22 protein-coding genes and 1 pseudogene are annotated in these 25,961 nt (G+C 69.3%); 5 read left to right on the top strand and 18 right to left on the bottom strand.

Annotated elements, in window-relative coordinates; translation table 11 throughout:
* Window positions 1-57: 57 nt before the first annotated feature.
* From FHR82_RS45190 to FHR82_RS10850, 16 genes are all read right to left on the bottom strand, one after another.
* Window positions 58-1,866, bottom strand: coding sequence for a right-handed parallel beta-helix repeat-containing protein (locus tag FHR82_RS45190; protein WP_221463605.1), 1,809 nt, complete (start codon window positions 1,864-1,866; stop codon window positions 58-60).
* Window positions 1,867-1,870: 4 nt separating this feature from the next.
* Window positions 1,871-2,812 carry a dihydrodipicolinate synthase family protein gene (locus FHR82_RS10920; protein WP_184810145.1) on the bottom strand — a complete coding sequence of 314 codons (942 nt, stop codon included), beginning with the start codon at window positions 2,810-2,812 and terminating at the stop codon, window positions 1,871-1,873.
* Window positions 2,812-4,425 carry an FAD-dependent oxidoreductase gene (locus tag FHR82_RS10915; protein ID WP_184810144.1) on the bottom strand — a complete coding sequence of 538 codons (1,614 nt, stop codon included), beginning with the start codon at window positions 4,423-4,425 and terminating at the stop codon, window positions 2,812-2,814. Before FHR82_RS10915 ends, FHR82_RS10920 begins: the two co-directional genes overlap by 1 nt.
* Complete coding sequence (locus FHR82_RS10910; RefSeq protein WP_184810143.1) at window positions 4,422-6,086, bottom strand: glycoside hydrolase family 13 protein; 1,665 nt, start codon at window positions 6,084-6,086, stop codon at window positions 4,422-4,424. Before FHR82_RS10910 ends, FHR82_RS10915 begins: the two co-directional genes overlap by 4 nt.
* The gene (locus FHR82_RS10905) at window positions 6,079-7,938 is read right to left on the bottom strand and encodes a right-handed parallel beta-helix repeat-containing protein (protein WP_184810142.1); all 1,860 of its coding nucleotides are present in this window, start codon (window positions 7,936-7,938) and stop codon (window positions 6,079-6,081) included. Before FHR82_RS10905 ends, FHR82_RS10910 begins: the two co-directional genes overlap by 8 nt.
* Window positions 7,939-7,993: 55 nt before the next feature.
* Entirely contained in the window at window positions 7,994-8,809 is an 816-nt protein-coding gene (locus FHR82_RS10900) for an ATP-binding cassette domain-containing protein (RefSeq protein ID WP_184810141.1), read from the bottom strand.
* Window positions 8,806-9,882 (bottom strand): ABC transporter ATP-binding protein, encoded by a 1,077-nt coding sequence (locus FHR82_RS10895; RefSeq protein ID WP_184810140.1) that lies wholly within the window; start codon window positions 9,880-9,882, stop codon window positions 8,806-8,808. The genes FHR82_RS10900 and FHR82_RS10895 overlap by 4 nt, the downstream gene beginning before the upstream one ends.
* On the bottom strand, window positions 9,875-11,380 hold the full coding sequence (locus FHR82_RS10890; RefSeq protein WP_184810139.1) for an ABC transporter substrate-binding protein: 1,506 nt from the start codon (window positions 11,378-11,380) through the stop codon (window positions 9,875-9,877). The genes FHR82_RS10895 and FHR82_RS10890 overlap by 8 nt, the downstream gene beginning before the upstream one ends.
* Window positions 11,381-11,429: 49 nt before the next feature.
* Entirely contained in the window at window positions 11,430-12,308 is an 879-nt protein-coding gene (locus FHR82_RS10885) for an ABC transporter permease (RefSeq protein WP_184810138.1), read from the bottom strand.
* Complete coding sequence (locus FHR82_RS10880) at window positions 12,305-13,234, bottom strand: ABC transporter permease (protein WP_184810137.1); 930 nt, start codon at window positions 13,232-13,234, stop codon at window positions 12,305-12,307. The genes FHR82_RS10885 and FHR82_RS10880 overlap by 4 nt, the downstream gene beginning before the upstream one ends.
* A gap of 52 nt (window positions 13,235-13,286) precedes the next feature.
* Complete coding sequence (locus FHR82_RS10875) at window positions 13,287-13,613, bottom strand: DUF6385 domain-containing protein (protein WP_184810136.1); 327 nt, start codon at window positions 13,611-13,613, stop codon at window positions 13,287-13,289.
* A 45-nt stretch (window positions 13,614-13,658) separates the two neighbouring features.
* Window positions 13,659-14,591 (bottom strand): DUF6772 family protein, encoded by a 933-nt coding sequence (locus tag FHR82_RS10870; protein ID WP_184810135.1) that lies wholly within the window; start codon window positions 14,589-14,591, stop codon window positions 13,659-13,661.
* A 35-nt stretch (window positions 14,592-14,626) separates the two neighbouring features.
* A complete protein-coding gene (locus FHR82_RS10865) occupies window positions 14,627-15,679 on the bottom strand; it encodes a LacI family DNA-binding transcriptional regulator (protein ID WP_184810134.1) in 1,053 nt (350 codons plus the stop codon).
* A gap of 219 nt (window positions 15,680-15,898) precedes the next feature.
* On the bottom strand, window positions 15,899-16,663 hold the full coding sequence (locus FHR82_RS10860) for an alpha/beta hydrolase (RefSeq protein WP_184810133.1): 765 nt from the start codon (window positions 16,661-16,663) through the stop codon (window positions 15,899-15,901).
* Between the two features lie 110 nt (window positions 16,664-16,773).
* On the bottom strand, window positions 16,774-18,108 hold the full coding sequence (locus tag FHR82_RS10855) for a sulfatase family protein (RefSeq protein WP_184810132.1): 1,335 nt from the start codon (window positions 18,106-18,108) through the stop codon (window positions 16,774-16,776).
* Window positions 18,109-18,202: 94 nt separating this feature from the next.
* The gene (locus tag FHR82_RS10850; RefSeq protein WP_184810131.1) at window positions 18,203-18,736 is read right to left on the bottom strand and encodes an RICIN domain-containing protein; all 534 of its coding nucleotides are present in this window, start codon (window positions 18,734-18,736) and stop codon (window positions 18,203-18,205) included.
* Window positions 18,737-18,834: 98 nt separating this feature from the next.
* On the opposite strand from FHR82_RS10850, the pseudogene FHR82_RS10845 reads away from it, so the two are divergent.
* Window positions 18,835-19,887, top strand: a pseudogene (locus FHR82_RS10845) (macrolide family glycosyltransferase); the annotation flags it as partial.
* 392 nt (window positions 19,888-20,279) lie between these two features.
* On the opposite strand, the gene FHR82_RS10840 reads toward FHR82_RS10845, so the two are convergent.
* Window positions 20,280-21,209 carry a 3-hydroxyacyl-CoA dehydrogenase family protein gene (locus FHR82_RS10840; protein WP_184810129.1) on the bottom strand — a complete coding sequence of 310 codons (930 nt, stop codon included), beginning with the start codon at window positions 21,207-21,209 and terminating at the stop codon, window positions 20,280-20,282.
* A 343-nt stretch (window positions 21,210-21,552) separates the two neighbouring features.
* Here FHR82_RS10840 and FHR82_RS10835 point away from each other — a divergent pair, with 343 nt between their 5' ends.
* Window positions 21,553-21,789, top strand: coding sequence for an RNA-binding S4 domain-containing protein (locus tag FHR82_RS10835; RefSeq protein ID WP_376706396.1), 237 nt, complete (start codon window positions 21,553-21,555; stop codon window positions 21,787-21,789).
* 282 nt (window positions 21,790-22,071) lie between these two features.
* Here FHR82_RS10835 and FHR82_RS10830 read toward each other — a convergent pair whose 3' ends face one another.
* Window positions 22,072-22,566: a hypothetical protein gene (locus FHR82_RS10830; RefSeq protein ID WP_184810128.1), complete on the bottom strand. Its 495-nt coding sequence runs from the start codon at window positions 22,564-22,566 to the stop codon at window positions 22,072-22,074.
* Window positions 22,567-22,810: 244 nt separating this feature from the next.
* Here FHR82_RS10830 and FHR82_RS10825 point away from each other — a divergent pair, with 244 nt between their 5' ends.
* The 3 genes from FHR82_RS10825 to FHR82_RS10815 all read left to right on the top strand — a co-directional run bounded on the left by FHR82_RS10825 (window position 22,811) and on the right by FHR82_RS10815 (window position 25,831).
* Window positions 22,811-23,968 (top strand): sensor histidine kinase, encoded by a 1,158-nt coding sequence (locus FHR82_RS10825; protein ID WP_221463604.1) that lies wholly within the window; start codon window positions 22,811-22,813, stop codon window positions 23,966-23,968.
* A 9-nt stretch (window positions 23,969-23,977) separates the two neighbouring features.
* Window positions 23,978-24,664 carry a response regulator gene (locus FHR82_RS10820; protein ID WP_184810127.1) on the top strand — a complete coding sequence of 229 codons (687 nt, stop codon included), beginning with the start codon at window positions 23,978-23,980 and terminating at the stop codon, window positions 24,662-24,664.
* Window positions 24,665-25,300: 636 nt separating this feature from the next.
* Complete coding sequence (locus FHR82_RS10815) at window positions 25,301-25,831, top strand: Rossmann-fold NAD(P)-binding domain-containing protein (RefSeq protein WP_184810126.1); 531 nt, start codon at window positions 25,301-25,303, stop codon at window positions 25,829-25,831.
* Window positions 25,832-25,961 lie beyond the last annotated feature (130 nt).

The following is a 25,961-nucleotide window of genomic DNA, read 5'->3' as shown; positions in this document are numbered from 1 at the left end:
GGTTGTGCACGGTGCCGGTCGCCTCGCCGAGCCGCACGTGTCGATCCTTTCGCAGGACTACTTGATCGGAGCGCCGGGCGTCATCCGGTGCCAGCGCTTGCCGTCGGAGACCGCCAGTGTGGCGGTGCCCGTGGCCGGGTCGTTCACCATCACTATCGCGCCCGCCGCCGGTTTCGGCAGGTCGGCGGCCGCGACCGGCGCGAGCCGCAGGTTGTGTGCGTGGACCGTGCGGACCCGGTTCTGCTCCGAGCCGACGTCCCGTGCGTTGTCCGCGGTCGGGATGAGCCCGTTGATGTCGACCCGCATGGCCGCGACGCCGTTGGAGTTGTTCGTCGAGCAGAGGAGCTCGACGGCCGCGGCCCCGGTGTCGTTGGCCGGCACGACGCGCACGCCACCCTTCACCCCCGGCCCCGCACCGGTGTCCTGTTCCGAGGCCGCGACGAAGCTGCCGAACGCGTCGGCCCCGACGCCGGGCGCACCCGTCGCACGCACGACGAGGGCGCCGTTCTTCACCGCGGTCAGCTCGTGCTGGTTGGCGCCCGCGCTGCGGCGATCGACGTAGTTCCGGTCCCCGACCGCGCCCGCGTACAGGACGCCCGCGGTGTTGACGAAGCTGTTGCCGATCAGGGTCGACCCGGACAGCTCCCCGATCACCCGCACCGGCGGCGCCCCGGTGACCGGGTTGGCGCCGAACAGGTTCCCGATCACCGACAGGCCCGCGGCGTCGCCGTTGATCCGGATGGCTCCCCACCGCTCCTCGGCGTCGAGGTTCCAGTTGTCGAACGAGTTCGACGAGACGGTGACCTCCGTCGCGGCGGCCCCGAAGTACACCGGCGAGCCGAGGATCCAGTTGAAGCTGTTCCCGGTGATCGTGATGTTGTGCGCGTCGACCTCCGGGCGGAACTCGATCGCGTGCAGCGGGCGGGCGCCGCCGCTGGGCTGGGCACCGCCGAGGACGTTGCCGGTGAACGTGAGGTTGGTGCCACCCGAGGAGATGGAGACGACCGCCCCGAGGTTCCCGTTCTCCACCACGTTGCCCGCGAACGTCGAGTTGACGATCCCGCCGACGAACAGCCGCTTGCCGATGTCCAGCACGTTGTTGGAGATCACCGCGCCACGGAAGTGGTGCGCGTCCGCGCCGGTGGTGGTGACGGCCACACCCATGCTGTGGAAGTGGTTGCCCTCGATGAGCCACTTGCGCATGCCGTACGGCAGCACGTGCACGTTGTCGCCGTCGACCCCCGCGGTCGGCCACGAGATGTCCAGCCCGACGTCGCCGACCGCGACGAGGTTGTTCGTGAAGACCAGGCCGCGGCCGACCTGCTTCACCGCGGTGTGGAACTCGATGAACGTGCACTCGGTGATGGTGGCGTCCATGTCGTCGGTGCCCGGGTTCTCGGCCTGGGGGTCACGAGCGATGTGGAGGCCGACCGTTTTGGTCAGGCTCTTCAGCGCGACGAAGCAGAGACCGCGAACGGCGGCCAGCGGCGCACGCAGGAAGATGGCGGTGCCGTCGAAGTCCGGGGCGATGATCGAGGTGCGCAGGCCCATCGTGCCCGCGCCGACGAGAAGGATGCGGTTGAAGGCCCCCGACCGGTCGGGGATGACGACGGTTCTTGTGGTGCGGTACGTGCCGGGCGGGAAGTAGACGATCTTGTTCGCCTTGCCCTGCTGCGAGTCGATGGCCGCCTGGATGGCGGCGGTGTCGTCGGCGACGCCGTCGGCGACGGCGCCGAACTCCTGCGGGGTCGTGGCACCGGTCACGTCCACGGCGGGTTCCGCCTGGGCCGGTGTGCCCGCGGTGCCGAGCGCCGCCGCGGTGACTCCCGCGATGCCCGCGGTGCGGATGAGACTGCGCCTGTTCACGGCATTACCCATGCTGCTGTCCGTTCGTCGGGTGAATGAGCTGAGCCTCGTGTGGAGCCATGAATTTCCTGAGTTCCGCGCCCTGGGCCGTGGTGCACTGGCGCAGGGGAGGCGCGACGTGGGGCGGGCAGAGAGAGCGCTGCGCGAGGATTTCCTTGACCGCCGGTGTGCCGGGCCGGATCGTGTGGAGCTTCGTGAGCCCGGTGATCCGGTCCTGGAGCCGTGTCACCTCCGCGCGGTCGCCCGCCGCGTGCGCGGCGACCAGTCGCAGGGACAGTTTTGGCGCGAGGTTGGCGACGCCGGGGGTGATGCCGTCCGCCCCGAGGTCGAGCGCGGCGGCGAGCTGCGTCTCCGCGCCCTGGCTGACCGCGAAACCCGGGCGGTCCCTGGCGCGCTCCACGAGGTGTGCCAACCATTCCAGGTCACCGGAGCTGTCCTTGACGCCGACGACGTCGCCCAGCGCCAGCAGCCCGTCCAGCACGGCGGGGGTGATCGGGTTGCTGTAGCGCGGCGCGTTGTAGGCGATCACCGGCAGCCCGGTGCCCGCGAGGGCGGCGTAGTGGTCGACGATCTCGTCCTCGCGGTGGTGGAAGTAGATCGGCGGGCTCATGACCAGTGCGTCCGCGCCGGCCGCCACCGCGACCGCCGCGCGGTCCAGTGCCTCCGCGGTGCCCGGCGCCGTCACGTTCACCGTCACCACGCCCGACGAACCACACAGGGACCGCCAGCGTGCGATCACGCCCTCGACGAACGGCGCGAGCCACCTGGCCGGGATCAGCGGGCCCTCGCCGTTGCTGCCGAGCAGCATCAGCCGGTGGATGCCCGCACCGTGCAGCGCGTCGAGGAGCGCGCCCGCCGCCGCGGCCGATGGTGTGCCGCCGGGCTCCATCGGGGTCACGAGCGGCACGGTCACGCCGGAGAGCAGCTCCGTGCCGGTGCGGTGCATCAGTAACCCTTCACGTCGGGCCACGCCAGCTCGACCCCGTCGGCCTGGAGCTCCCGCTGGAACGTCGCGAGCCTGCCTTCGTCGGCACGGACCTGGTGCGGCGTCAGGGAGTTGGCCAGGCAGTGCGCCGCGAGCGCGCCGGCGGCCTCGCCGATGTTCCACTCGACCGGATGAAGCCGGTAGCAGCCGTTGGTGATGTGGGTCGTGCCGATGTTCTTCCCGGCGGCGAGGAGGTTGCCCATCCGGACCGGCAGCAGCGCGCCGAGCGGGATCTGGAACGGACTGCTCGGCACGTCGAGGTAGTTGTCGCCACCGGTGGAGGGATGGAGGTCGATCCGGTACATGCCCACACCGACCGTGTCCGGGTAGGACACCGCGCCCGCGTCGCCGCGCACCGTCATCGACAGGTCCTGCTCGACGATCGTGGTCTGTGCGCGGATCCGGCGGGACTCCCGGATGTAGGGCGCCATGGCCAGGCCGTCGTCGGTGCCCATCACGTCGGGCCGCATCCGCAGCCCTGGCCAGCCGGTGCCGCCGTCGGGCCGCGGCGCCTCGGTCTGCAGCCAGTACAGCATGCTGAACGAGAGCTGCCTGGCGCCCTCCAGGTGCTTGGCACGCTCGTCGTCGGTGACCCCGAGCAGCGGCCCGGGGAGATAGTCGATCATCGGCCAGTTGACGACGGTGATGTCGCTGGCCGCGAAACCCGGCACGTACTGCTCCCGCGCGAAGATGCGGCGGAACAGCCACAGGTCGATGTCGCCGCCGTCCTTGCTCTGGTCGGCGACGATCGGGCCGGCCAACGGATGCGGCACGAACGTCCTGGGCGTCGCCTCGAGCGTCCTCGGGTGCGGTGCGGTGAGGCTGAGCATGCGGTCGGGCCAGTAGTCCGGCCGGTACTCCCGCCAGAAGCCGTACGTGTCCGGCCGGTCGATGGTGAAGTCCGCGCCGTCGTGGTGCTCCACGGCGAACACCCACGAGAACGCCTGCTGGTTGAGCGGCTGTGCCTCGCCCGGCGCACTCGGCTCGCCGGTCTCGGCCCGCGACTCGAAGCCGATGACGTGCTCGACGCCCGCCAGCGGCAGCAGGTCACCGAGCTCGGTGGCGTCGAGGACGTACGGCGCCTCGATGGTCAGCTCGTCGCCGGCGCGTGACGCGACCGTCACGGCCGTGATCCGGTCGCCGTCGACGTGTGCCGCGACGGGACGACAACCGGTCAGCGTCCGCAGTTTCCCCGCCGAGCGGTACGGCGCCAGCATTCCCTCCAGCACCGCGACGGCGACCCTCGGCTCGTGACAGAGGCGGCTCACCCGGCCCAGCCCCGGGTTCAGGTCCGGTTGCCGTCGCGCGGCTCCCGTCAGCGGGTACCACGTGCGGTAGTAGTCCCGAACGCCCTCCCGGAACGCGCGGTAGCCGCGCGTGCAGCCGAACTGCTCGATCCACTTGTGCTCGTCCGGCGGGACGGCCTGGCTGGTGAGCTGGCCACCGAGCCAGTCGTACTCCTCGGTCACGATCACCGACCGGCCACGGCGCAACGCCGCGAGCGCCGCGGCGACACCGCCGACACCGCCCCCGACGATCAGAACGTCCGTGCTGGTCCCATGTTCATCCGTCACGTCGTGCTGCTTTCCTCACTTGTGGGATCGAGCGTCAGCCAGACCGCGCTGTGGGGCTGGACCTCGCCATCGACATCGCTGTTGGCACTGGACAGGAGGACGCGGCCGCGAAGGGGGATGGGCGCCGGTGCCGAGCCGAAGTTGACGACGCAGCCGAAGCCGGGCGCGCGGGTGAACACCAGAACGTCGTCGCGTGGCGCGTCGCACCAGTGCAGGTCGCTCGTGCCACCCAACGCCGGGTGGGAGCGCCGAAGTGCCAACGCGGCCCGGTACAGCTCCAGGAACGAGGAGTCACCGCCGTCCTGGACCGACACCGCATGGGTTCCCCACCCCGCGGGCTGCGGCAGCCAGGCCCCGTTGTCGCCGAACCCGTACGAGCTGCCGTCTTCGGTCCACGGCAACGGAACCCGGGCGCCGTCCCGGCCCGGGCGCCTGCCCCCGGACCGGATCCAGATGGGGTCCTGCCGTGCGTGCTCCGGCACGTCCACATCGGTCAGCCCGAGCTCGTCGCCCTGGTAGAGGTACACACTGCCAGGCAAGGCGAGCGTCAGCAGCGCCGCGGCCCTTGCCCGGCGGCGGCCCAGCCGCTCGTCGACCGGCCCCAGCTCGGGCCCGGACATGCCGGAGCGACGACTGGTGTCGGCGCGGCCGTACCGGGTGGCGACCCGTTCGACGTCGTGGTTGGACAGACCCCACGTGGTGGGTGCCCCGACCGACGACGTGGCCGCGATCGAGGCGTCGATGGCGCGGCGCATGTCCGCCGCGGTCCACGCCGACTTCAGGTAGTAGAGGTTCAACGTGGTGTGCAGCTCGTCGGGCCGGACGTACCGCGACAGCCGGTCCGCGTCGTCGAGCCACGCCTCCGCCGCGAACATGCGCGGCGGGTCGTAGGAGTCGGCCAGCTTTCGCCAGTCGCGGTAGATGGCGTGGACCTCGTCGCGGTCTCGGTGCGGGTGGTCCGGCCGCGTCAGGTCGGCGAGGAACGCACCGTCGGGATACCCGAGATCCGGTAGCCCCGGCGCCTTGACCAGCGCGGTGGCCACGTCGATCCGGAACCCGTCGACACCGAGGTCGAACCAGAAACGCAGGATGTCCTCGAACTCCGCCCGCACGTCCTCGTTGTCCCAGTTGAGATCGGGCTGCGAGGAGTCGAACAGGTGCAGGTACCACTCGCCGTCCTCGACGCGTGTCCAGGCAGGACCGCCGAACACGCTCAGCCAGTCGTTGGGCGGACGCTGTCCATCGTCCTGCCCGGCGCGGAAGTGGTAGCGGGCACGTGCCGCGGACCCGGGTGGCGAGCGCAGCGCCTCGACGAACCACGGGTGATCGGACGAGGTGTGGTTGGGGACGATGTCGAGCACGACCCGGATCCCGGCCGCGTGACATTCCTCGATCAGCTCCCGGCCCTCGGCCACGGACCCGTACCGGGGATGGATGGCGCGGTAGTCGGAGACGTCGTAGCCCGCGTCGCGCAGTGGTGAGCGGAACCACGGCGTGATCCAGACGGCGTCGACGCCGAGAGCCGACAGGTAGCCGATTCTGCCGCGCAGCCCGGCGATGTCGCCGATGCCGTCGGCGTTGCCGTCGGCGAACGACTGGATGTAGAGCTGATAGATCACCGCGTCCCGCCACCACGGTGCCGAGGTCACGTCGTCACCCATTGATGGAGTTCCCCAGGGGCACGCGGCGCCACGACTTGCCGTCGGACATCGCCAGGCACGGTTTGCCGTCGTGACCGTCGTCGACGTTGATCAGCGCGCCGCGCGCGTCCGCGGCCGGGGGAAGGTTCGCGGCCTTGTACGGGCGCAGCCGGGTGGCGTGGGTGTACACGGTGCGGATGCTCGCGTCCGCGCTGCCGATGTCACGGGCGTTGTCCGTCGGCGGAACCAGACCCGCGACGCTGGCCTGGAACGAAACCACCTCGTTCGTGGAGTTCGTGGCGCACAGGAGGTTGGTGGCCGCCGAACCGGACGCGTTCACCGCGACCACCTCGACACCGCCCTTGACACCGGGGCCCGACCCCTCCGGCAGCGCGCTCTGGACCAGGTAGCCGCCATAGGTGTTGCCGGCGGCGACATCGGTCGTGGCCGTGCTGAGGACGCGCACCGCGGCGTCCTTCGCGGCGGTCAGCTCGAGCCTGGTGAACCGGCCCGGTGTGGACTCCACGAACGAGTCGGCACCGATCGACCCGGCGCTGACCAACCCGGCTTGCGGGGACGCGTTGCCGACCACGTTGGACGCGGCCAGCTTGCCCGAGACCCGGACCGGCAGCCCGTCGGGCCTCGGGCCGCCAGAGAACACGTTGCCGAGGATCGCGAACCGGGTGGCGTCGGCCTTCGCGAGGATGGCTCCGTGGGCAGGCGAGCTGCCCAGGTTCCAGTTGTCGAACGAGTTGTTCGTGATGCTGACCTTGTCGGCGGCCTGGTCGAACCCGATCGCGGACCCGCGGATCCAGTTGAACGAGTTCGCCGAGATCGTGACGTTCTTCGCGGACACCCCGCCGGTGAACTGGATCGCGTAGAGGGGCGGCGTCCACGCTCCCGGCGTGGTGTCGAACCCGCCGATCACGTTGCCGGTGATGGTGAGGTTGTGGCCGCCCGCGTCGATCTGGATGATCGCGTTCCCGGTGCCGTTCTCGATCACGTTGCCGCTGATGGTCGAGTTGGTGAGGCAGCCCTTGAACAGCCTGCGGCCGATGTCGAGCAGGTTGTTGCTGATCACCGCGCCGCGGAAGTCGGCGTCGGGGGCGTCGTTGAACACGATCGCGTCGAAGTTCGAGTGGAAGTGGTTGTCGGTGATCAGCCATTTGCGCAGGCCGTAGGGCGGGAAGTGGACGGAGTCGGGTACCCCGTCTGTCCCTTCCGTCGGCCAGGAGATGTCGATGCCCGTCGTGCAGACGGCGACCTTGTTCTGCGTGAACGAGAAACCGCGGCCCACGCTCACGACCGCGCGGTTGAAACGCAGGAACGAGCACTCGACGATCGTGACGTCGGTGTCGTCGGTGTTCGCGGTCCTCTTGACGTGGATGCCGACGTTGTTCGCCGTCTTCACCGGGGCGTCGAACGCCATGCCGTGGATTCCGCCGAGCGACGCCTCCCACCGGATGCCGACACCGTCGTGGTGGAAGCGGATCTTCGACGGCTCCTCACTGAACATGCCGTACCCGCGCATCACGAACCGGTTCAGGTGCTCGCCGGGGGTGTCGTACTCGTGGTCGCCGACCACGAGGGTGGACGTGACCTTGTACAGCCCGGGCGGAAAGACCACGATCTTGTTCAGCTGCGACCGGGCGGCGTTGATCGCGGCCTGGATGGCGGCGGTGTCGTCGGCTTCTCCGTCACCGACCGCGCCGAACTGCTGGGGCGTGAGGACGGGCGAGCCATCGGCGTTGACCAGACTCGGTGGTGCCGACTCGGCCTGTGCCGAGCCCCCGAGCGCGAGCCCGCCGACGCCCACGACACCTGCGCCTGCGGCGGAACGGAGCATCATGCGCCGGTTCAATCGATCGGTCACGTGTCCTTCTCCTTACGGTGGTCCACTGGGGAATGAGGACTTGCCTTGCGGGGAGTCAGCTGCTCACGTCGAGGTCGACGGCGGCAGCGAGGAGTTCCTTGGTGTAGTCGTGCCGTGGGTCCGCGAACAGCGTCTGCGCGTCGGCGCTCTCGACCAGCTCGCCGCGGCGCATGACCGCGACGCGGTCGGCGACCTGACGTACGACGCCGAGGTCGTGGGTGATGAAGAGCATCGAGAGCGAGCGCGCCTCGCGCACGCTCACCAGCAGAGCCAGCACCTGTGCCTGGACGGAGACGTCGAGCGCCGACACCGCCTCGTCGCAGATGAGCAACCGAGGACGCAGCGCCAGCGCGCGAGCGATGCTGACTCGCTGGCACTGCCCACCGGACAACGCCGTCGGACGTTTCCCCGCGACGTCCGGGTCGAGCCCGACCTGGGCCAGCAGGTCGACCACGGCCGCCCGCCGTCGCCGAGGATCACGGCGCACGCCCTCCGGCGCTGCTTCGGGGTGTGCCTGCCAGGCCTCGCTGATGGACGCCTCCGCCGACATGCGCGGGTTCAGCGCGGACCGGGGGTCCTGGAAGATCATCGCGATGTTCCGCCGCGCCCACCGGTCACGCTGGTTCAGCAACGACGTCCCGTCGAACTCGATGGCACCGCCTGACGGAGCCACGAGTCCGACGATCGCGCGGGCGATCGTGGACTTCCCGGACCCGGACTCACCGACGAGCGCGACGGTCTCGTCCGGTGCGACGTCGAGGCTCACGGCGCGTACCGCGGTGATGGGCGACCGGCGGCCGAAACCACTGGTGCGGGGCCCCGGATAGGTCACGGTGAGATCGGTGATCCGCAGGCCGGTGCGAGCCGTCATAGCAGGTCCTCCGCGGCTGTGTCCGATGTTCGCTCCGCAAGCTCCGCGAAGTGACACGCGCTGAAACGCCCGGGCTCGACCTCGCGCAGCGGCGGCACCTCCGTCCTGCACCGGTCCTCCGCACGCGGACAGCGCGGGTTGAACGGGCAGCCGGTCGGCCGGTCGAACGGGTTGGCGGGGCTGCCCGGTAGCGGGTCGGCGATCGCCGACCTGACCCGCACCGAGGGAACACTGCGCACCAGCGCGTCGGTGTAGGGATGGAGTGGCCGGTTGAGCACCGCTTTCGCCCCGCCGCGCTCACAGACCCGGCCCGCGTACATGACGACGAGGTCGTCGGCGACGTGCGACATCACCCGCAGGTCGTGGCTGACCAGCAGCATGGACAGGTTGTCCTCGTCGCGTAAGCGAGCGAGCAGGTCGAGGATCCTGGCCTGCACGGTGACGTCCAGCGCGGTCGTCGGCTCGTCGGCGAGGACGAACCTCGGCCTGCCCGCCAGCGCCAGGGCGATCATCGCGCGTTGCCGCATCCCGCCGGAGAACTCGTGCGGGTAGGCGCCGACGCGTCCCGCCGCGTCCGGGATTCCGACGTGGTCGAGAAGGTCCGCGGCCCGCTCCCGCGCCTGGCGCCGGGACAGCCCCCGGCCCCGCAGGATCTCGCCGACCTGGTCACCGATGGTCATGGTCGGGTTGAGCGCGGTCGACGGGTCCTGGAACACGACCGAGATCTCCGCACCGCGGACCTGCCGCATCCGCGCCCGGCCCGCCGTGAGCAGGTTCTCGTCTCCCAGGAGCACCTGCCCGCTCGCCACACCGGTGTCGGGGATCAGGCCGACCAACGCCATCGCCGTGAGCGACTTCCCGCTCCCGGACTCACCGATCAGGCCCGTCGTGCGCCCTTCCAGCACGTCGAAGGAGACGTCGTCGACGACGTCGGCCGTGCCACGTTGGCCGGGCAGCGCGATCGTCAGACCCCTGACCCGGAGGGGCCCAGCGGAGGATCGCTGAGCCCGCTCCGGTGCACGGTCCGACATCGTCGCCGTCGTGCGCGTCGGCACCGGGTGCCTGTCACTCATCAATCGAGACCGAGTCGAAGCGCGGCAGTCCCTCACCGTCGGGTTCGAAGCCGGACACCGACGCACGGGTGGCGAAGAGGTTCTTGGCGAACATGGGGAACATGCCCACGGCCTCGTTCCAGATCAGCTCGGTCGCGTCGGCGTAGGCCGCCTTCCGCTCCTCCGGGTCGACGGAGGTGCCCGCCCGCTTCAGGATGGTGTCCAGCTCCGGGTTGCAGTACCCGGTCCGCTCCGCGGCGCAGGTGTAGAGCCGGCCGAGGTTGTACGAGGCGTCCAGCCCGAGCGTGCCGACCTGCTGGATGTTGATGTCCCAGTTCAGCGCCAGCAGATCCTCGGTGTAGACGGCCTGTTCCTTCTCCAGTGCCTCGGCCTTCACGCCGATGGCCGCGAGATCGGACACGACCGAGTCCACCCACTGCCGGAACTGCGCCTGTGAGAAGTGGAAGCGCAACGTCGTGTCGAAGTCGAACCCCGCGTCGGCGAGCGCCTGCTTCGCCGCGTCGGGGTCGTAGGCCACGGGCTCCTGCGGTGCGTAGCCGAACACCGTGGGGCCGACGACCGAGTCGGCGGGCTCACCGCTTTCCGGGTAGAGCGCCTTGATCTTCTTGTCGAAGTCGACCGCCTGCCACAGCGCCCGCCGCACCTCGGCCTTCCCCAACGCCGGCGTCGAGGCGTTCATCCACATGGTGATGACAGCGGAACCGGTCGCGGACACGACCTTGACCTCGGAGTTGCCGTTCAACTGCGTCACCTGGTCGTCGGAGATACCCCAGATGACGTCGAGCTCACCGGTCTCCAGAGCCGTGACCCGCGCGGCGACCTCGGGGATGGACCGGATGGTGAGCCGGTCGAGCTTCGGCTTGTCTCCCCAGTACTTGTCGTTGGGGACCATGACGAGGTCTCCGCCGGGGGTGAACGACTCCACCTTGAACGGACCCGAGGTCACCGGCTTGTCCAGGTAGCTGTCCTCGGTGGCGTCGGCCGGGGTGATCATGACCCCGGTCAGCTTGGCAGGCAGAGCCGGATCTGGTTCGGCCGGTGTGAACGTCACCGTGTCGTCGGTCGCCGTGACACCGACGTCGACGAAGTTCGCCGAGAACGGGCTCTTGGCCGCGACCGTGCGCTCGAACGACGCGGCCACGTCCTGGCCGGTGATCGGGGAGCCGTCGGAGAAGGTGATCCCGTCGCGCAACGTGAAGGTGAACTCCGTCGCGGTGTCGTTGATCTCCCAGCTCTCCGCGGCCTTGGGGTCGAACTCGCCCGGGCCGATCGTTTCCAGCAACGGGCTGTACAACTGCATCGATGCGACCCGGGTGCCGCCGTCGATGGCCAGCGTTCCGTTGGGATCGATGGACTCGGTGGGGAACTGCCCGGCAACCGCGATCTCCCCTCCGCTCGCATCGCCGCCGCCGTCCGCGGCATCGGCGCCACATGCCGTGGTCGCGACCAGGCCCACGAGTGCGGTCACCGCGATCGCGGCATGCCGTAGGGATCTCATTGCCTTGCTCCTCACTGAGCTGTGCTCGGGCTGTCGTACAGACGTTTCGCTATTGCTTCCGACCGAAGTGGCGGGTGAGCCGGTCTCCGGTGAAGCCCACACAGATGACGAGCACCGCGAGGGCGATGCCGGGAATGGCGGAGATCCACCAGGCGCTGGCGAGATATTCCTTTCCTGAGGCGATCGTCTGTCCCCAGGAGACCGACGCCGATGGCAGGCCGAGCCCGAGGAAGCTCAGGGCGGCCTCGGCCAGGATGGCGCCCGCGAACTCGACGGTCGCCAGCGCCAGCGTCGGCCCGGCGATGAACGGCAGGATGTGCCGCGCGATGATTCGCCTGCGCCGCACGCCCATCACCGTCGCCGACTTGACCCAGTCGCGCTCCCGCAGGGTCATGGCCATCGATCGGGAGAGGCGGGCGAAGCCGATCCAGTTGGTGACACTGAGCGCGATGACCACGATCGCGAGGCTTCGGTCGAACACCCCGGCGATGACGATGGCGAGCAGGATGCCGGGAAAGGCGAGCAGCACGTCGATGACGCGCGATGCCACGAGATCGGTCTTGCCGCGCAGATATCCCGCTGCGGTACCGACCGCGATGCCGACCAGGCCGCTGAACAGCACGACGAGCGTGCCGATGAGCACGGATGTTCTCGCGCCGTAGAGGACCTGGCCGAAGAGGTCCCGGCCGAGCGCGTCGGTGCCGAACACGGCCGTGCTGCCGTCGCTCGTGACCGAGCCGGGGGAGAGGAGCCGATCGTCGAGCTCCCCGCCGACGGGGGAGTAGTCGACGAACAGCGGACCGAACACACCCGCCACGACATACAGTCCGAAGATCACGACCGGGATGGCGCCGACGATCCGGCGTACCGTGGCCCGCCCGGTCCGCACCGGCACCACCGGGGTGTGCACCAGTCCCATCGTCGTCATGCCTGGGCCCCCGCCCGGATTCGTGGGTCCAGCCGGGAGTTGAGCACGTCGGCGAGCAGGTTCATCGTCACCACGACGATGGCGAACAGCACGGTCGCGCCCTGGACGATGGCGTAGTCACGGTTGCCGACCGCACCCACCAGCAGCGATCCGACCCCTTCCCACGCGAAGACCTGCTCGACGATGACCGCGCCGCCCAGCAGGGTGCCGATGTGCAGCGACACGATGGTCACGACCGGGATCACCGAGTTGCGCACGGCGTGCCTGGCCAGCACGGCGCGCTCGGACAAGCCCTTCGACCGTGCGGTCAGGATGTACGGCTCTGCGGTGACTTCCGCGACACTGCTGCGGGTGATCCGCGCGACCAGGGCGGTGAACGGGATCGCGAGGGTGACCGAGGGCAGGACCAGGTGCTCCAGGTCGCCCGACCCCGCACTCGGCAGGAGCCGCAGGGTCAACGCCATGAGCAGGATCAGCATGATGCCTGACCAGAACGGCGGGATGGCCTGCATGACCAGGGTGATGCCGGAGATCACGCGGTCGGCGAGCCGTCCTGGCGAACGACCCGCCATGATCCCGAGGAGCAGACCGATCGTCAGCGCCAGCGCCGTCGCGGTGAGCGCGAGCACGACGGTGGCGGGGAACCGTTCGAGGATGACCGTCATCGCCGACTCGTGGAACCGGTACGACTCACCGAAGTCACCGGTGCTCGCCGAGCCGAGATAATCCAGGTACTGCACGAAGATCGGCCGATCGAGGCCGAGTTCCCCGCGCAGCGCGGACACCTCGGCCGCGGTCGCGTCCGGCCCCAGTTGCACGGTGGCCTGATCCCCTGGCGCGAGCCGGAGGATCACGAAGGTGAGGCTGACCGCGCCCCACACGGTGAACACCATGAGGCCGATTCGACGCACCAGTTGGGGAAGCATCAAGCCGTCCTCCTCTCGATCGCAACGAACCCCGGAGCTTCCCTGCTACGGGTCATCCCTTCAGGGCAAGGTGAACCAGGACGGTCGCGGGCTGTTCCTCGGTCGCTCCGGTGATGGCCAGACGCAGCCATCCGCCGAAGTTCACCAGGTCGATGGCGGCGATCTCCTCCTGTGCGGCCAGCACACAGGGGCCGCCCCGGTCGATCCAGTGCAGTCCGTCCGGGGAGATCTGCGCCTGAATGGACAGTTCCGGATGCGTTCCCTCGACCTGGATGAAGAAGACGGCTTCGCCTGCCCAGCCGGCCTCAAAAGGGTGAGTGGTGTGCGCCGCCTTGATTTCGAGCCGGCGTTCGATTACCGAAGTGGCGAAAGTGAGCACGGATTGGGTCCTTCTCGAGTGGCATGGTCCGTCGTGCTGGACGTGTCATTCCGTGGAGTACACGACGGAGTCGAGGAAGAGGTTGACGCTTCGGTTCGTGTCGGTCTCGACGAAGAAGATGGGGTTGATCAGGTTGTTGATGCTCTTGTACGGCTCGGACAGGGTCGGCGTCAGGCCGCGCAGGTCGAAGGTCCGGTCCATGCTCTGCAACTCGACGTACTCGCGCCGCCGGTAGTCGACCAGCAGCCGGAAGTACAACCAGTTGATCTTGTCCGGGCTCTCGTTGTAGAGCAGGTCCTGTGCGCCGTCGGGCACCCATTGGAAGGCATCCGCTGAGCCGTCGGGAAAGCGGCGCCCGTACCACAGGTTGTCGATACCCGGTCGCTGCCAGCCGTCCTCGCGGCCGTAGCACCAGTCCTTCTTCGTCACCCCGTCGGCGACCTTCCAGTACTGCCATTTCTTGGTGAGCTCGCCGTTGACCGAGTTCACGTAGCGCACGCCCGGCATCCAGCGGTATTCGGGATCCTGCAGGTCGAAGTAGAACCCGAACGCGCGCATGTCCTCTTCGCCGAACCCCAGCCGGTCCTGCTGTGGGGTGTACGCGTACCACGCCTCCATCTGGATGAACCGCATGGTGGGGTCGAAGTTCGAGAGCCGCTTGAGCGCGACGCCCATGCTTCCGTTCGCGGGCTTCTCCTCGTAGCGGTTGGCGACCGGTTTGGTGTTCAGCTTGAGCGAGTACGTGCCTTCCATCGACCCGTGAGTGGCGGCGAACCGCATCGGCGCGGCACTGAGCATGGTCGGTGCCCAGCTCGCCAGGTCCACTTCGGACGGATGGTGGCGGTAGTCGTCGTTGACGAAGTTCGGGGTCAGGTCGAGCCAGCCGTTGTAACCGTGGTCGAAGTCGTCGTAGGTCACGATGTTGCGTAACGGTGTGAACTTCTCCAGGCCGCGCTCATAAGAAATGACCCGTTGCATCGTGCCTCCGTCAGGGTGATGTTTGCCTGTCCGAGCTATTCGGGGAGCTCTGTCACCGAGTCGCCGGCGACCTGGGTGCAGTCCAGGTACAGCTGCCGGGCGCTCACGTTGTCGTTCAGCAGTTCGAGGAGAATCCGGACGGCTTCGCGGCCCATCTGTTCGCGGGGGAGGGTGAACCGGGTCCAGTCGCGTGCGGTCGCTTCGCTCAGCGGGGGGTCGCCGAGTACGGCGACGGAGACGTCGTCCGGGATCCGCACGCCTGCTTCGGCGGCCGCGTTCTCCAGTGCGACGATCGCACTGTCGTCGTCGGTGGGTTCCACCAGCACCGCGGTGATCCCCGCCGCGAGCCAATCCTGTAGCCGAACCGCCGAGAGGGCGGCTCTCTCGTCCATCGCGAAGACGCGGACCTGGTCGTCCGGGATCCCGGCCGCCACGAGGCCCTGCCGGAACCCGGCCTCGCGGTCGCGGGTCCACTCCCTGTCGTCGGTCACCTTCAGGTAGGCGAGGCGCCGGTGCCCGAGCCGGGCCAGGTGCGCCACCATCTCGCTGGTGGCGCCCACGTAGTCGGCGGCGACGTACGACAACTCGACACCGGGCACCTCGCGTCGTCCGACGAAGACGAACGGGAAGTCCTCTTTGGCCAGTTCGGCCAGGTCGTCGCGGTGCAGGTGCCTGCCGAGCAGGACGCATCCGTCGGCCACCTTCAACCTGTTGACCCCGCCGGCGTAGATCCGACGGTCGCCACCAGAGCCCGCCGAGCTGAACAGCAGCAGGTCGTACCCGTACGCCGCGGTCGCCTCCTCCACCCCGAGCAGGAACGGGAAGTAGAAGTCGCGCTGGTCCACCGGGAACACCGGCTCGAACGTGTACAGGCCGAGCATGCGGTTGCGGCCACCCTTGAGGCTGCGCGCCACGGCGTTGACCGTGTACCCGAGTTCCGCGGCGGCCTGGAGCACCGCCTGCCGGGTGCTCTCCGCGACCTGGTTGCCCAACGCGCCACCGCTGATGACCAGCGACACCGTCGCCTGGGACACGCCGGCGCGGCGGGCTACGTCTACCTGCGTCGGGGACCGTCGTTGGCCTGCCATCGCCGTCCTTAATACGTATCAATTTCCGGTGAGCCGAGAGGTTACGGGCCGATGTCGCGCGCCGTCAAGAGCCCGCGGCGCGGGGTGGGTCCGGCGCGGTCGCGGGTGTCGGCCGTGTCGTGAAAGGAGCGTGCACGGCACCGGAAGTGCCGTCCGCGCCCAGGAACCCGGCGGCGCCAAACGCCCCACGATGGCGCACGCCGAGACTTCCGGTCGCGGTTATTCGAATACCGCGATGCGCATGAACCGGATCATTTCCCGGGTCGTCCGGTCGAAATACGTGTCGTGCCCGTCGCCGGGCGCACGGGGATCGTCATCGCGCGGGTTGAAGAACCCGTGTCGCTGGCCAGGGTACAGAACGATCTCCGCGTGCCCGCCGTGGAGCCGCACCTTCTCGACGAATTCCACGGAGTTGTCGCAATGGACGGCGGTGTCCGCCGTGCCGTGCATGACGAGCGTGGGCGGGGTGCTCGCACCGACGTGCCGCAGCGGCGAATAACGGAGTGCGTGATCGTCATTGTCGAAATACCGCCTGCCGAACCCGAGCGGGAACTCACCGGACGTGTTCGTCACCGGGTTCAGCAGGACGAGGGCCGCTGGCCGGTGGCCGGGGTTCGTGCCCGGCAGGTCGAGCACGGCCGTCGCCAGCGCCAGGTGCCCGCCTGCCGACCCGCCGATCGCGACGACGCGCTCCGGGTCGCCCCCGAGGTCCGGGGCCACCTCGAACACCGCGTTCATGGCGGCCACCGCGTCCTCGGTCGCCGCCACCGGACCCGCCGTGCGGTACTCGACCAGGACGGTGAGCATGCCCAGCGCGTTGAGGCGGTCGGCCTGCGGGCGGAACTGCGTCCAGTCCCCTTTCACCCATCCACCGCCGTGGTAGAACACGGCCACCGGCACCGGCGAGCGTGGCGGCTCGGCCGGCGCCGACACCCGAAGGAACAGCGTCCTGCCGCCGACGGACCGGTAAGGGATCTCCCGCATGAATGCCGATTATGCGCAGCGCGGTCACCGGCACGGCGAGGCGGCCGCGGTGCGTCGTGCGGCGGCCGCCTCCGTCCAGGGCGGTTCGCCACCGGCCTGAGTGGACCGTCTCAGCGCACGAGACGGTCCCGGGTCCTGCGGTGCAGCGGGGACGTGACGGCGCCGTCCAGGAGCGGGTCGCCGGTCACGGCCATCCAGGTGTGCAGCCGGGCCAGCAGCTCCTCGACCGTCGCCGCGTGCGCCGGCTCGGCCGCCAGGTCGGTCAGCTCGTGGGGGTCCGCCGCGAGGTCGTACAGCTCGACGGGTGGGTGGTAGGCCATGGGCTCCACCCGGGGCGTGCAGCGCCGGTGCCACGACTGGCTGGGGTCCATGTACGCGTACGCGTTGCTGAAGTTGGCGATCAGCTTGTGCCGGTCGGTCCGGACGCAGCGGCGGGGGTCGTAGTAGTCGTGGTAGGTCAGCTCGCCGAAGATCTCCTCGTTGGGCCGGTAGTCACCGCCGTCCAGCAGGCCGAGGAAGCTGCGGCCGTGCAGCTCGTCGCCGGGGTCGATGCCCAGCAGCTCCAGCAAGGTCGGCACGACGTCCACATTGGACAACAGGGCGGCGTGCGCCCGGCCCCCGAGCCAGCCTCGCGCGGGGTACCGGACGATCATGGCGACCTCGAGGCCGGGGTCGTAGAGGGAGCATTTGGCCCGGGGCAGGGCCAGGCCGTGGTCGGTGGTGAACAGGACGAGCGTGTCGTCGGCAATCCCGAGACGGTCGAGCTGGTCGAGGATCCGGCCTGCGGCCTGGTCCATGTGGGCGACCGCGCCCTGCAACTCGGCGATCTCCGCGCGGGCGGACTCGGTGTCGTTGAGGTAAGGCGGGATCTCGACGCCCAGCTCGTCGTCCGGCTCGACGTGGTTGCCGATGAAGCCCTTGGTGCCCTCCGGGTCGCGGGCTCCGCCCATCCGGTGCGGCTCGAAGCAACCCACCTGGAGGTAGAAGGGTTGCTTGCCGGCCAGCTCCGGCAGGTGCTCGCAGGCGAGGTCGGCGACGGGCGTGGCCATGATCCGCGAGGTGTCGACGTGATCGAACCCGAGCCGGGCGGCGAGCTCGGTGTCCGGCCGGGCACGGGACTCGTGGTGCACCCCGAGGAGCACGCTGCGATAGCCCGCCTCGCGGAGCAGGCCGCCGAGGTGGCGCTCGCCGGGATGGAGGTCCCAGGCGAAGTCGCCGTGGGTCAGGCCCATGACGCCGTTCGCGTGCGGCCACCGCCCGGTGAACAGCGACGCCCGCGACGGGCTGCACTGCGGCGCGGTGGCGAACGCGCGGTCGAGACGGATCCCGTCCGCGGCAAAGGAGTCCAGGTTCGGCGTACGCACGGTCGGGTGGCCGTAGCACCCGAGGAAACGTCCGAGATCGTGGCAGTGCAGGACGATGATGTTGGGGCGCGCGGTCGTCACCGGCCGAAACTACCGAACGTCGGCTCGATTCACAGCGGAGGACGGGCCCTCCGCCACGTTGTCGTGGCAGGAGGGCCCGTTCGTCGTCAGTTCGTCAGTACCACCACTGGTCCTCGAACCGGGCCGTGCAGGTGTACTGGACCGCGGCGGCGTTGTTGGCGCCGCCCCGCACCAGCAGGCACTTGCCGCTGTTGTAGTTCTTGAGCATGAGGCCCTGGCTCCCGGAGGAGTGCACCTGCCAGAACTGGTCGGCGTAGCGGTCCGAGCACGTCTGTTGCTGTGCTGGCGCCTCGTTCGCTCCGCCCTGCACCACGAGGCACCTGCCGCTGGCGAGGTTCTGGATCCAGAAGTAGTCGCTCTCCGGGCCGGTGTAGATGAACGCCCAGTAGTGGTAGCTGCTGCTGGTGCAGGTGGTCTGCACAGCGCGGGTGCCGTTGTTCGCGTTCGGCACCGCGAGGCACTTGCCACTGCTGTAGTTGCGCCAGTGGTAGAAGACGGCCGCGGCCGAGGCGTCGTCGGAGGGTGCGGATGCCGGTGCGGCGGCTGCCGCCGGGGCCGACACCAGCGCGAGCCCGGCGATCATGCCGAGCGCGGACAGCAGGAGGGTGAGTCTTCGGCGAGCGCTCATCGTGGTTCCTCTCGGTTGGCGGTCGCTGTGCGCGCCCACCGTTTCGGACCGGTGGTGGGGAAACCTTGAACGGACCATGAACCGGTTACGACTCACAACTCGTGCACGTCGACCTGTCCGAAGTGGTCAACGCCGACGCGACCTCGCGGATGCCCGGCATCTACCTGCAGGAGACCGTCGACATCCTGGCCGCCGCCGAACCGGTGCTGACCGAGGACCGGCCCGACCTGATCGCCTTCGACATGACCGTCTACCACTCGGGCCGCATCCTGGCCCGCAAGTGGGACGTGCCCGCCGCCGAGTGCTTCCCGTGCCTGGCGTCGAACAAGCACTTCTCGTTCCTCGACGCGATGCTCGACACGATGGCGGACAAGGGCAGCTGGGGCCACCCCGCGCTGCGCGCGTTCTTCACGAGGCTCAACGGTGTCCTGGCCGACCACGGCCAGTCCGACCGCACCGTCGAGGACATCATGGGCCAGGTGGACGACCTGAACCTGGTCTTCCACCCGCGCCGGTTCCAGCCTGCCGGGGGCTCCTTCGACGACCGGTTCACCTTCATGGGCCCGTGCCTGGAGTACACCGAGCGCACCGAGGCGCCGTGGCGCCCGCCGGATGGCGCGGGGCCGGTCGTGCTGATCTCGCTGGGCACCAGCGTGAACCAGCAGCCGGACTTCTTCCGGATGTGCGTGGACACCTTCGCGGACACCCCGTGGCACGTCGTCCTCGCGGTGCACAACGCCGTCGACCCGGCCGACCTCGCGCCCCTGCCGCCCAACATCGAGGCACACTCCTGGATCCCGCACCTGTCGGTGCTCGAGCACGCCGCCGTGTTCGTCTCCCACGCCGGCCTCGGCAGCACGATGGGCGGGCTGCACAAGGGAGTGCCGCTCGTACTCGTGCCGTCCTCGCCGGAGCACAAGGTCAACGCGCACCGGGTCGCGGAACTCGGTCTCGGCCGCGTCGTACGCCAGGAGGCGCTCACCCCGCAGCGCCTGCTGGCCGCGGTCGGCGAGGTCGCGGCCGACCCGCTCACCACCAACCGCGTCAAGCGCATGCAGGAGGAGATCCGGCAGGCGGGCGGTCCTGCCGCGGCTGCCGACGCCATCGAGCGGCGCGTCGCCGCTCACCGGAGCGTGGTTTCTGTCCACTGAGGACTGATGTGCGATCGCTGTGATGGATTGTCTCGTGTGTGGGGTTGTCCTCGCCCCGCTGCGATGCCACGAAAGCCCCTTCGGGAAACTCAACGTCCCAAAGGAACCCTTCGTAACGTCCGGCGGGATGAAGGACCCCTTCGTTGCGCCCAGCGGGATGAAGGGCCCCTTCGTGACGTCCGGCGGGATGAAGGACCCCTTCGTTGCGCCCAGCGAGATGAAGGACCCCTTCGTGACGCCCGGTGAGATGAAGGACCCCTTCGTTGCGTTCACCGTGACAAAGGGCCCCTTCGTCACGGCCGGAGTGATGAAGGGCGCCTTCATGACATCCCAGAGAGACCTGCCCCTCCGGCGAGGAGCCTCCGGAGGGCACGCCGTCGGCAGGCGCCGGTTCACCGGGACAGGCGCAGCGGCAGCTCTTCCAGCATGCGGAGGTTGAAGTGCTCACGGTAACGCGGCTCGTCCACCCCCAGCTCGATCTTGGGGTAGCGCGCCAGCAGCGTCCCGAACACCCCGCCCGCCTCGACCAGCCGCATCGCGGGCGCCGGGTTGAAGAAGTGCAGCCCCACCACGTCCCACGGTCTGCCCGACGCGGCGGCGCACTCGGCCACCGGCAGGCTCGACGTGGTCGTCGCCAGCACCGCTCCCGGCGCGCAGATCCGCCCGAGGTCGGCGAACAGCTCCCGCTTGACCGCCAGGTCCTCGACCACCGCCTCCACGGCCAGGTCGACGTCGGCCAGCACGCCGCGCTCCCCGGCCGGGGTCAGCAGACCCAGTGCCCGGTCGCGCTCCGCCTCGGTCATCCTCCCCTTGCCGACCGACCGCTCCATCGACGCCGCGATCTTCGCCACGGCCTGCTCGGCCCGCGCGTGGTCCCGTCCCACGAGCACCGCCGGCAGTCCCGCGGTCACCGCCACCTCGGCGATCCCCCGCGCCATGGTCCCGGTGCCGACCACGCCGGCCCGGTCGATCCGCCGCGCCGTGGCCGTGCCGGTGGCCGGCGTGCCGGTCGGCCGCCGGCCGACCCGCGCGAAATCCGCGAACAATGGCGCGGGCGCGAAAGACGGGTCGCCGGTCGTGTCGTGCATGCGCGCCAGCACACCGCGCACGACATCCGGCCCGATCAGGTCGATCATCGCGAAAGGCCCGGACGGCAGGCCGCACCCCAGCCGCATGGCGGTATCGATATCCGACGCCGAGGCGTACCCGGTTGCCAGCAAACCCGCGGCCCGGTTCAGGTAAGCGAACACCAGCGCGGCGGCAGGCCCTTCCTCGGCCACGCCGATCGGTATGTCAGGGGAGTAGCTCAGTTCGATGGACATTGCGTCGATCTCCTCCAGTCTGAGCCCACGTAAAGCGGTCGATTCACGACTGACCGCCGCACCCGCCGCCGTGTGGAGTCCTCCCCTGCACCGTAAAGACGCCCGGCAACCCCCTGTAACCCTTAACTCCTCCTAGGCGGACCGGCGCTGTAGGGACGCGTGCGGGGTGACCGCGGCTACACGTACGTCAGGTAGGCGCCGGAGTTCTGCCAGGTCCCGTTTCTCCCACCACTGGACCTGCCACACGATGGTGCTGCGCTTGAGATGGGTGAACTGGGGTTCGTGGTGAGCCGGGGTCGGCAGCCAGGGGAGGCGGCTTCTGCTGACGACGGCCTGATCGGCGATGATGGGCGTCGTGTCGCCATCATCGATCCAGGACGTTCCCGTCGCCGAGTTGCCGATCCGGCTTGGTCAGTTCCTCAAGCTGGCCGGTCTCGCCGAGCACGGGGCGCACGCGCGTGAGCTCGTCGAGACCGATCAGGTGCAGGTCAACGGCCAGGTGGAGGCTCGGAGAGGAGCGCAGCTCCACCTTGGTGACGTGGTCACGGTCGCCGGCAGGCAAGCTCGTCCGGTGACCTGAGAGCTCCCGGACGGCACGGATCAAGGCCGGACGACGCCGTCGGCCGGCTCATCCGTCGTGCGTCGCAGTCGGGTGAGGCGTTGTCGTGGCGCCCGACGGTGCGGTAGAAGTCACCGACGTTTGTTGAGGACGATGCCCTCGAAGTACCCGACCGTCCACAGCTCGTAGGCCCGCCGGAGCTGGGGGTGTGGTGGAATGGCGGCGAGTGGGGGGCCGCCATCCCACCAGGGCGTCATCCGAGTCACCCGGAGGCCGCCGACATGGCGTAACGGCGCCGGTGCCTCAGCTGACCTTCAGCGCGGAGATCTTGTTGTTGAACGCGGTCAGCTCGATGTCGTGGTCCCGGTAGCCGGCGAAGTGCGCGCCGGTGAACCGCAGCCCGTCGTAGGCCTTGATGTCGCAGTTGTTGTGCGTGGTGAAGGAACCGGCCCAGTCGGACCGCTGGCCGAGGTCGGGGATCGTGTAGTCGGGCCGGTCGGTGCCTTCGGAGCAGTTCTCCTTGCTGAAGCTGCCGATCAGATAGGCGTTGCCGGCGTAGCCGGTCCGGGGGAACAACCGGACGTGGATGTGGAACGGGATGCCGCCGGTCGAGCGGAAGCCGGCGACCTCCGTCGTGCTGTCGAAGCAGGTCTCCTTGCCGTCGTCGACGTTGAGGACGCACTGCTCCCCGGACGCCTTCTCCGTGCTGACGGACGCCGTCGCGGCGACCGCACCACCCACACTGATCGCGGCCACGGCGGCTGTTGCGACGCCGGCCCTCCAGAACGCCTCGCGCATGTTCGAACCCTTCTCGTCACTGGTGCCCTCTGCACCGCACACGGCCTTCGACGGCGCTGTGGCCAGATCGGATCGCCGCACAGCATCCCGGTAAGAACTCCGTAACCAGTGCCTCACCTGCTCACGGTGTGCAGCTTGACGCCGATCCTCGATGCCAGAGCCCGCCGTTGCTGCAACCCGTGTAGTAGGCGTCTGCACCGTGGGTTGGACGTGTGCGCCCCACGCTGTACTTATGCTGGGGCGCATGCGCGACGCCGAGGTGATGAAGGTTCCGGTCGCGGACCTCGTGGTCGCCATCGCACTGGTCGCGATCGCGTGTGTGGTCGGGAGCCAGTACGCACCGTTCGGCTGGGGGCCGGATCCCGTCGCCTTTCTGTTGACCGTGTTGGTCTTCCTGCCGTTCGCGGTGCGGCGCATGGCGCCGGTGCTCGCGTTCGGGTTGAGCAACGCGGCGCTGCTGGTGTTCGTCGTGCACGGCTACACCCAGCTGGGACTCAACTACTGGGGCCCGATCCTCCTGCTGTACACGGTGGCGTCGTTGCGTCCACCGATGATCACCGCGCTGTGCCTCGCGACCCTGGCGCCGGTGCTGTTGTTCGCCGGGCTGCGATTGTCGCTGTTGTGGTACATCGCGGTCGCCGAGGCCATCCTGTTTCCGTTGACAGCGTGGGTGTTGGGCAATGTCGGCAGGCAGTTGGCGCTCCGCAACCGGCAGCTGGCCGAGCTGACCGAGCAGCTGCGGGTCGAGCAGGAGCTGCGGACGGAACAAGCGGTGACCAGGGAACGGGTTCGCATCGCCAGAGAACTCCACGACGTCGTCGCGCACCACATGTCGGTGATCGCCGTGCAAACCGGGCTGGCGCAGTACGTCTTCGACGACGACCCGGCGACCGCCCGGGGCGCGGTGAAGGCCATCGGCGCCACCAGCCGGGAGGCGATGCGTGAGATGCGGCGTCTGCTGGTGCTGTTGCGCGCGGACGACGAGCCGGGGGACACCGCGCTGAGCCTGGCGCACCTGCCGGAGCTGGCCGATCGGATGAGGTCCATGGGCCAGCCGGTGACGCTGGACATGGCGGACACCGGGGAGCTGCCGTCCGGGTTGCAGCTGTGCGCGTACCGGGTCGTTCAGGAAGCACTCACCAACGTCGTCAAACACGCCGGGTTCGCGGACACCGCCGTGCTGGTGCGGCGGGACGCCGACCGCCTCGTCGTGCGGATCACGAACGAGCCGGGACAACCGTCATCCGTGGCGGGCTCGGGCTCCGGCCACGGCCTCGTCTCCATGCGCGAGCGGGCGGAGTTGTACCACGGGACGTTGTCCACGCGGTGCCGCGCGGACGGCGGGTTCGTGGTCGAGCTGACCCTGCCGATCAGGCCGGATGACGAGCCGACTGCGGTATAACTGTTCGTGATGAACGGGTTGGTTTCGGTACTGGTCGCCGACGACGAGGTCCTGATCCGCGCCGGGCTGGCGTCCCTGATGCGGGCCGCGCCGGGCATCGAGGTCCTCGGTGAAGCAGCCGACGGGGAGGAGGCGGTCGCGCTGGCCGCGCGGACGCGTCCGGACGTGATCCTGATGGACATCAGGATGCCGGGTGTGGACGGCATCACCGCCACCGAGCGCATCCTGGCCGCGGCGGAAGAGCCCAAGCCGCGCGTGCTGGTGCTGACCACGTTCGACCTCGACGAATACGTCTACGCGGCACTGCGCGCCGGTGCGTCCGGCTTCCTGCTGAAGGAGACCGAGCCGCACCAGGTGATCGCGGCGGTCCAGACCGTGTCGGCCGGGAACACGCTGCTCGCCCCCGCCGTCACCTGCCGTCTCGTCGAGGCGTACGCCCGGCAGCCGCTGCCGCACCTCATGTCGCCGAAGCCGGTCGACATCGAGCAGCTGACCCCCCGCGAGGTCGAGATCCTCCGCTTCGTGGCAACCGGGCGAACCAACCGGGAGATCGCACTCGACCTGACCGTCAGCGAGGCCACGGTCAAGACCCACCTCAACCGCGCCATGACGAAACTCGCGCTCAACAGCCGGGCACAGGCCGTCGTGGCGGCGTACGAGTCAGGCTTGGTCACCCCCGGACACCAAGCCCGCTGACTCAATCAGGCGCCCCGCCCCACTTTCCCCCGGTCACGCCGTGGCTCCTTCCGCTCCGGCCGGCTCTCCCGGGACGTTAGTCCCGCGAGGGTGGCGTGCGCGTCCAACGCAGGCAGACAAACCAACGCGGTAGGCGATGACAACTTCCGCGGTACGGGCGGGATCGCGTTCGGCGGTCGGGTCAGCCCGTGTTCATCCCCGCTGTCCGGAAGGGGCCACCCCCGGTCGGTCCGCAGGCCGCTTCGGGATCATGGACCGGTATCCGTGGCGGTGATGGGGCTGAGGTGGCTGTGAAGACGTTGGGCGATGCCGGGCCGCGCCAGGTCGGGCCCTACCGGGTGCTCGCCGAGCTGGGGCGGGGCGGCATGGGACCACACGAGACGCCGACGTAGATTGCACGCCGGTGCACCGACTCCTCAGCGCTCGTGTCCTTCCGGGACCGTCGTCACCGGACCTGGATCAACCCGACGGGGTCACGTCAGCAGGAAGGGGCCGCCATGGCGCGGTCCAGGATCGTCGAGAGCGCTTGCGGCTGAGCGTGTGAGGTCCCACGCGATCAGGCTGCCTCGACGCACCCCAGGGCGGCGGCGATGACTCCACCTGGACGACCTCGATCACGATCGCGACTACGACCCGGTGCACGCGTACGGTGCGTCGAAGCTCGAGAACATCCTGTTCACCACCGAACTCCATCGGCGCTACCACGCCAGCGGCCTGTCGGCGGCCTCCTTCTACCCCGGCAACGTCGCCACGAACCTCGCCTCCGACACCACCAGCCCGGTCATGCGCCTCGTCCGCTTCCTCGCCTCCAACGCGCTGTTCCGGCGCGTCATGCTGTCCACGCCCGACCATGGTGCGGACCAGATCGTGTGGCTCGCCGAAGGCGTCCCGGGAACGGACTGGCAGTCAGGGGCTAATTACTACAAGCGCAGGGCCGTCGCGCCGCGAAACACGCAAGCGCTCGACGCTGGTCTCGCCCGCGCACTGTGGGAGCGCTCCGAAGAACTGCTCGCGGGGCGACTGTCTGGGTTCGGCATGACGAACCCGGTGGGGCCACCGTCCGGACGAGAACGGCATCGGACGCGCGCCCTCGCGAGCAGGACCCGGGCTGATTTCACCCGCACAGCCGATCGGTTGCGCGATGCCGGTACATGTCGTTCCCGTTGACCACTGAGACGACTATTTCGGAATGCTCCGTTCGGCACCGCTCGGCCGAAGGCGTGAACAATCTCCGGTGGCCGGCGGCGTCCGGCCGAAAACCGGCAGACAATTCCCAGGTCGGTCGCGGTGTCCGGGT

This window comes from Actinophytocola algeriensis (assembly GCF_014203735.1).
GTDB classification, from domain to species: Bacteria; Actinomycetota; Actinomycetes; order Mycobacteriales; family Pseudonocardiaceae; genus Actinophytocola; species Actinophytocola algeriensis.
Note: the sequence above shows the minus strand (reverse complement) of the source record. Positions and strands in the feature narration are given on the sequence as shown.

Excerpts from the sequence above, each read along its gene's own strand:
- FHR82_RS10920 (WP_184810145.1), bottom strand. The coding sequence starts at position 2,812 with ATGCACCGCACCGGCACGGAGCTGCTCTCCGGCGTGACCGTGCCGCTC.
- FHR82_RS10910 (WP_184810143.1), bottom strand. The coding sequence starts at position 6,086 with ATGGGTGACGACGTGACCTCGGCACCGTGGTGGCGGGACGCGGTGATC.
- FHR82_RS10900 (WP_184810141.1), bottom strand. The coding sequence starts at position 8,809 with ATGACGGCTCGCACCGGCCTGCGGATCACCGATCTCACCGTGACCTAT.
- FHR82_RS10895 (WP_184810140.1), bottom strand. The coding sequence starts at position 9,882 with ATGAGTGACAGGCACCCGGTGCCGACGCGCACGACGGCGACGATGTCG.
- FHR82_RS10890 (WP_184810139.1), bottom strand. The coding sequence starts at position 11,380 with ATGAGATCCCTACGGCATGCCGCGATCGCGGTGACCGCACTCGTGGGC.
- FHR82_RS10885 (WP_184810138.1), bottom strand. The coding sequence starts at position 12,308 with ATGACGACGATGGGACTGGTGCACACCCCGGTGGTGCCGGTGCGGACC.
- FHR82_RS10880 (WP_184810137.1), bottom strand. The coding sequence starts at position 13,234 with ATGCTTCCCCAACTGGTGCGTCGAATCGGCCTCATGGTGTTCACCGTG.
- FHR82_RS10870 (WP_184810135.1), bottom strand. The coding sequence starts at position 14,591 with ATGCAACGGGTCATTTCTTATGAGCGCGGCCTGGAGAAGTTCACACCG.
- FHR82_RS10865 (WP_184810134.1), bottom strand. The coding sequence starts at position 15,679 with ATGGCAGGCCAACGACGGTCCCCGACGCAGGTAGACGTAGCCCGCCGC.
- FHR82_RS10860 (WP_184810133.1), bottom strand. The coding sequence starts at position 16,663 with ATGCGGGAGATCCCTTACCGGTCCGTCGGCGGCAGGACGCTGTTCCTT.
- FHR82_RS10850 (WP_184810131.1), bottom strand. The coding sequence starts at position 18,736 with ATGAGCGCTCGCCGAAGACTCACCCTCCTGCTGTCCGCGCTCGGCATG.
- FHR82_RS10840 (WP_184810129.1), bottom strand. The coding sequence starts at position 21,209 with ATGTCCATCGAACTGAGCTACTCCCCTGACATACCGATCGGCGTGGCC.
- FHR82_RS10835 (WP_376706396.1), top strand. The coding sequence starts at position 21,553 with ATGATGGGCGTCGTGTCGCCATCATCGATCCAGGACGTTCCCGTCGCC.
- FHR82_RS10830 (WP_184810128.1), bottom strand. The coding sequence starts at position 22,566 with ATGCGCGAGGCGTTCTGGAGGGCCGGCGTCGCAACAGCCGCCGTGGCC.
- FHR82_RS10825 (WP_221463604.1), top strand. The coding sequence starts at position 22,811 with ATGCGCGACGCCGAGGTGATGAAGGTTCCGGTCGCGGACCTCGTGGTC.
- FHR82_RS10820 (WP_184810127.1), top strand. The coding sequence starts at position 23,978 with ATGAACGGGTTGGTTTCGGTACTGGTCGCCGACGACGAGGTCCTGATC.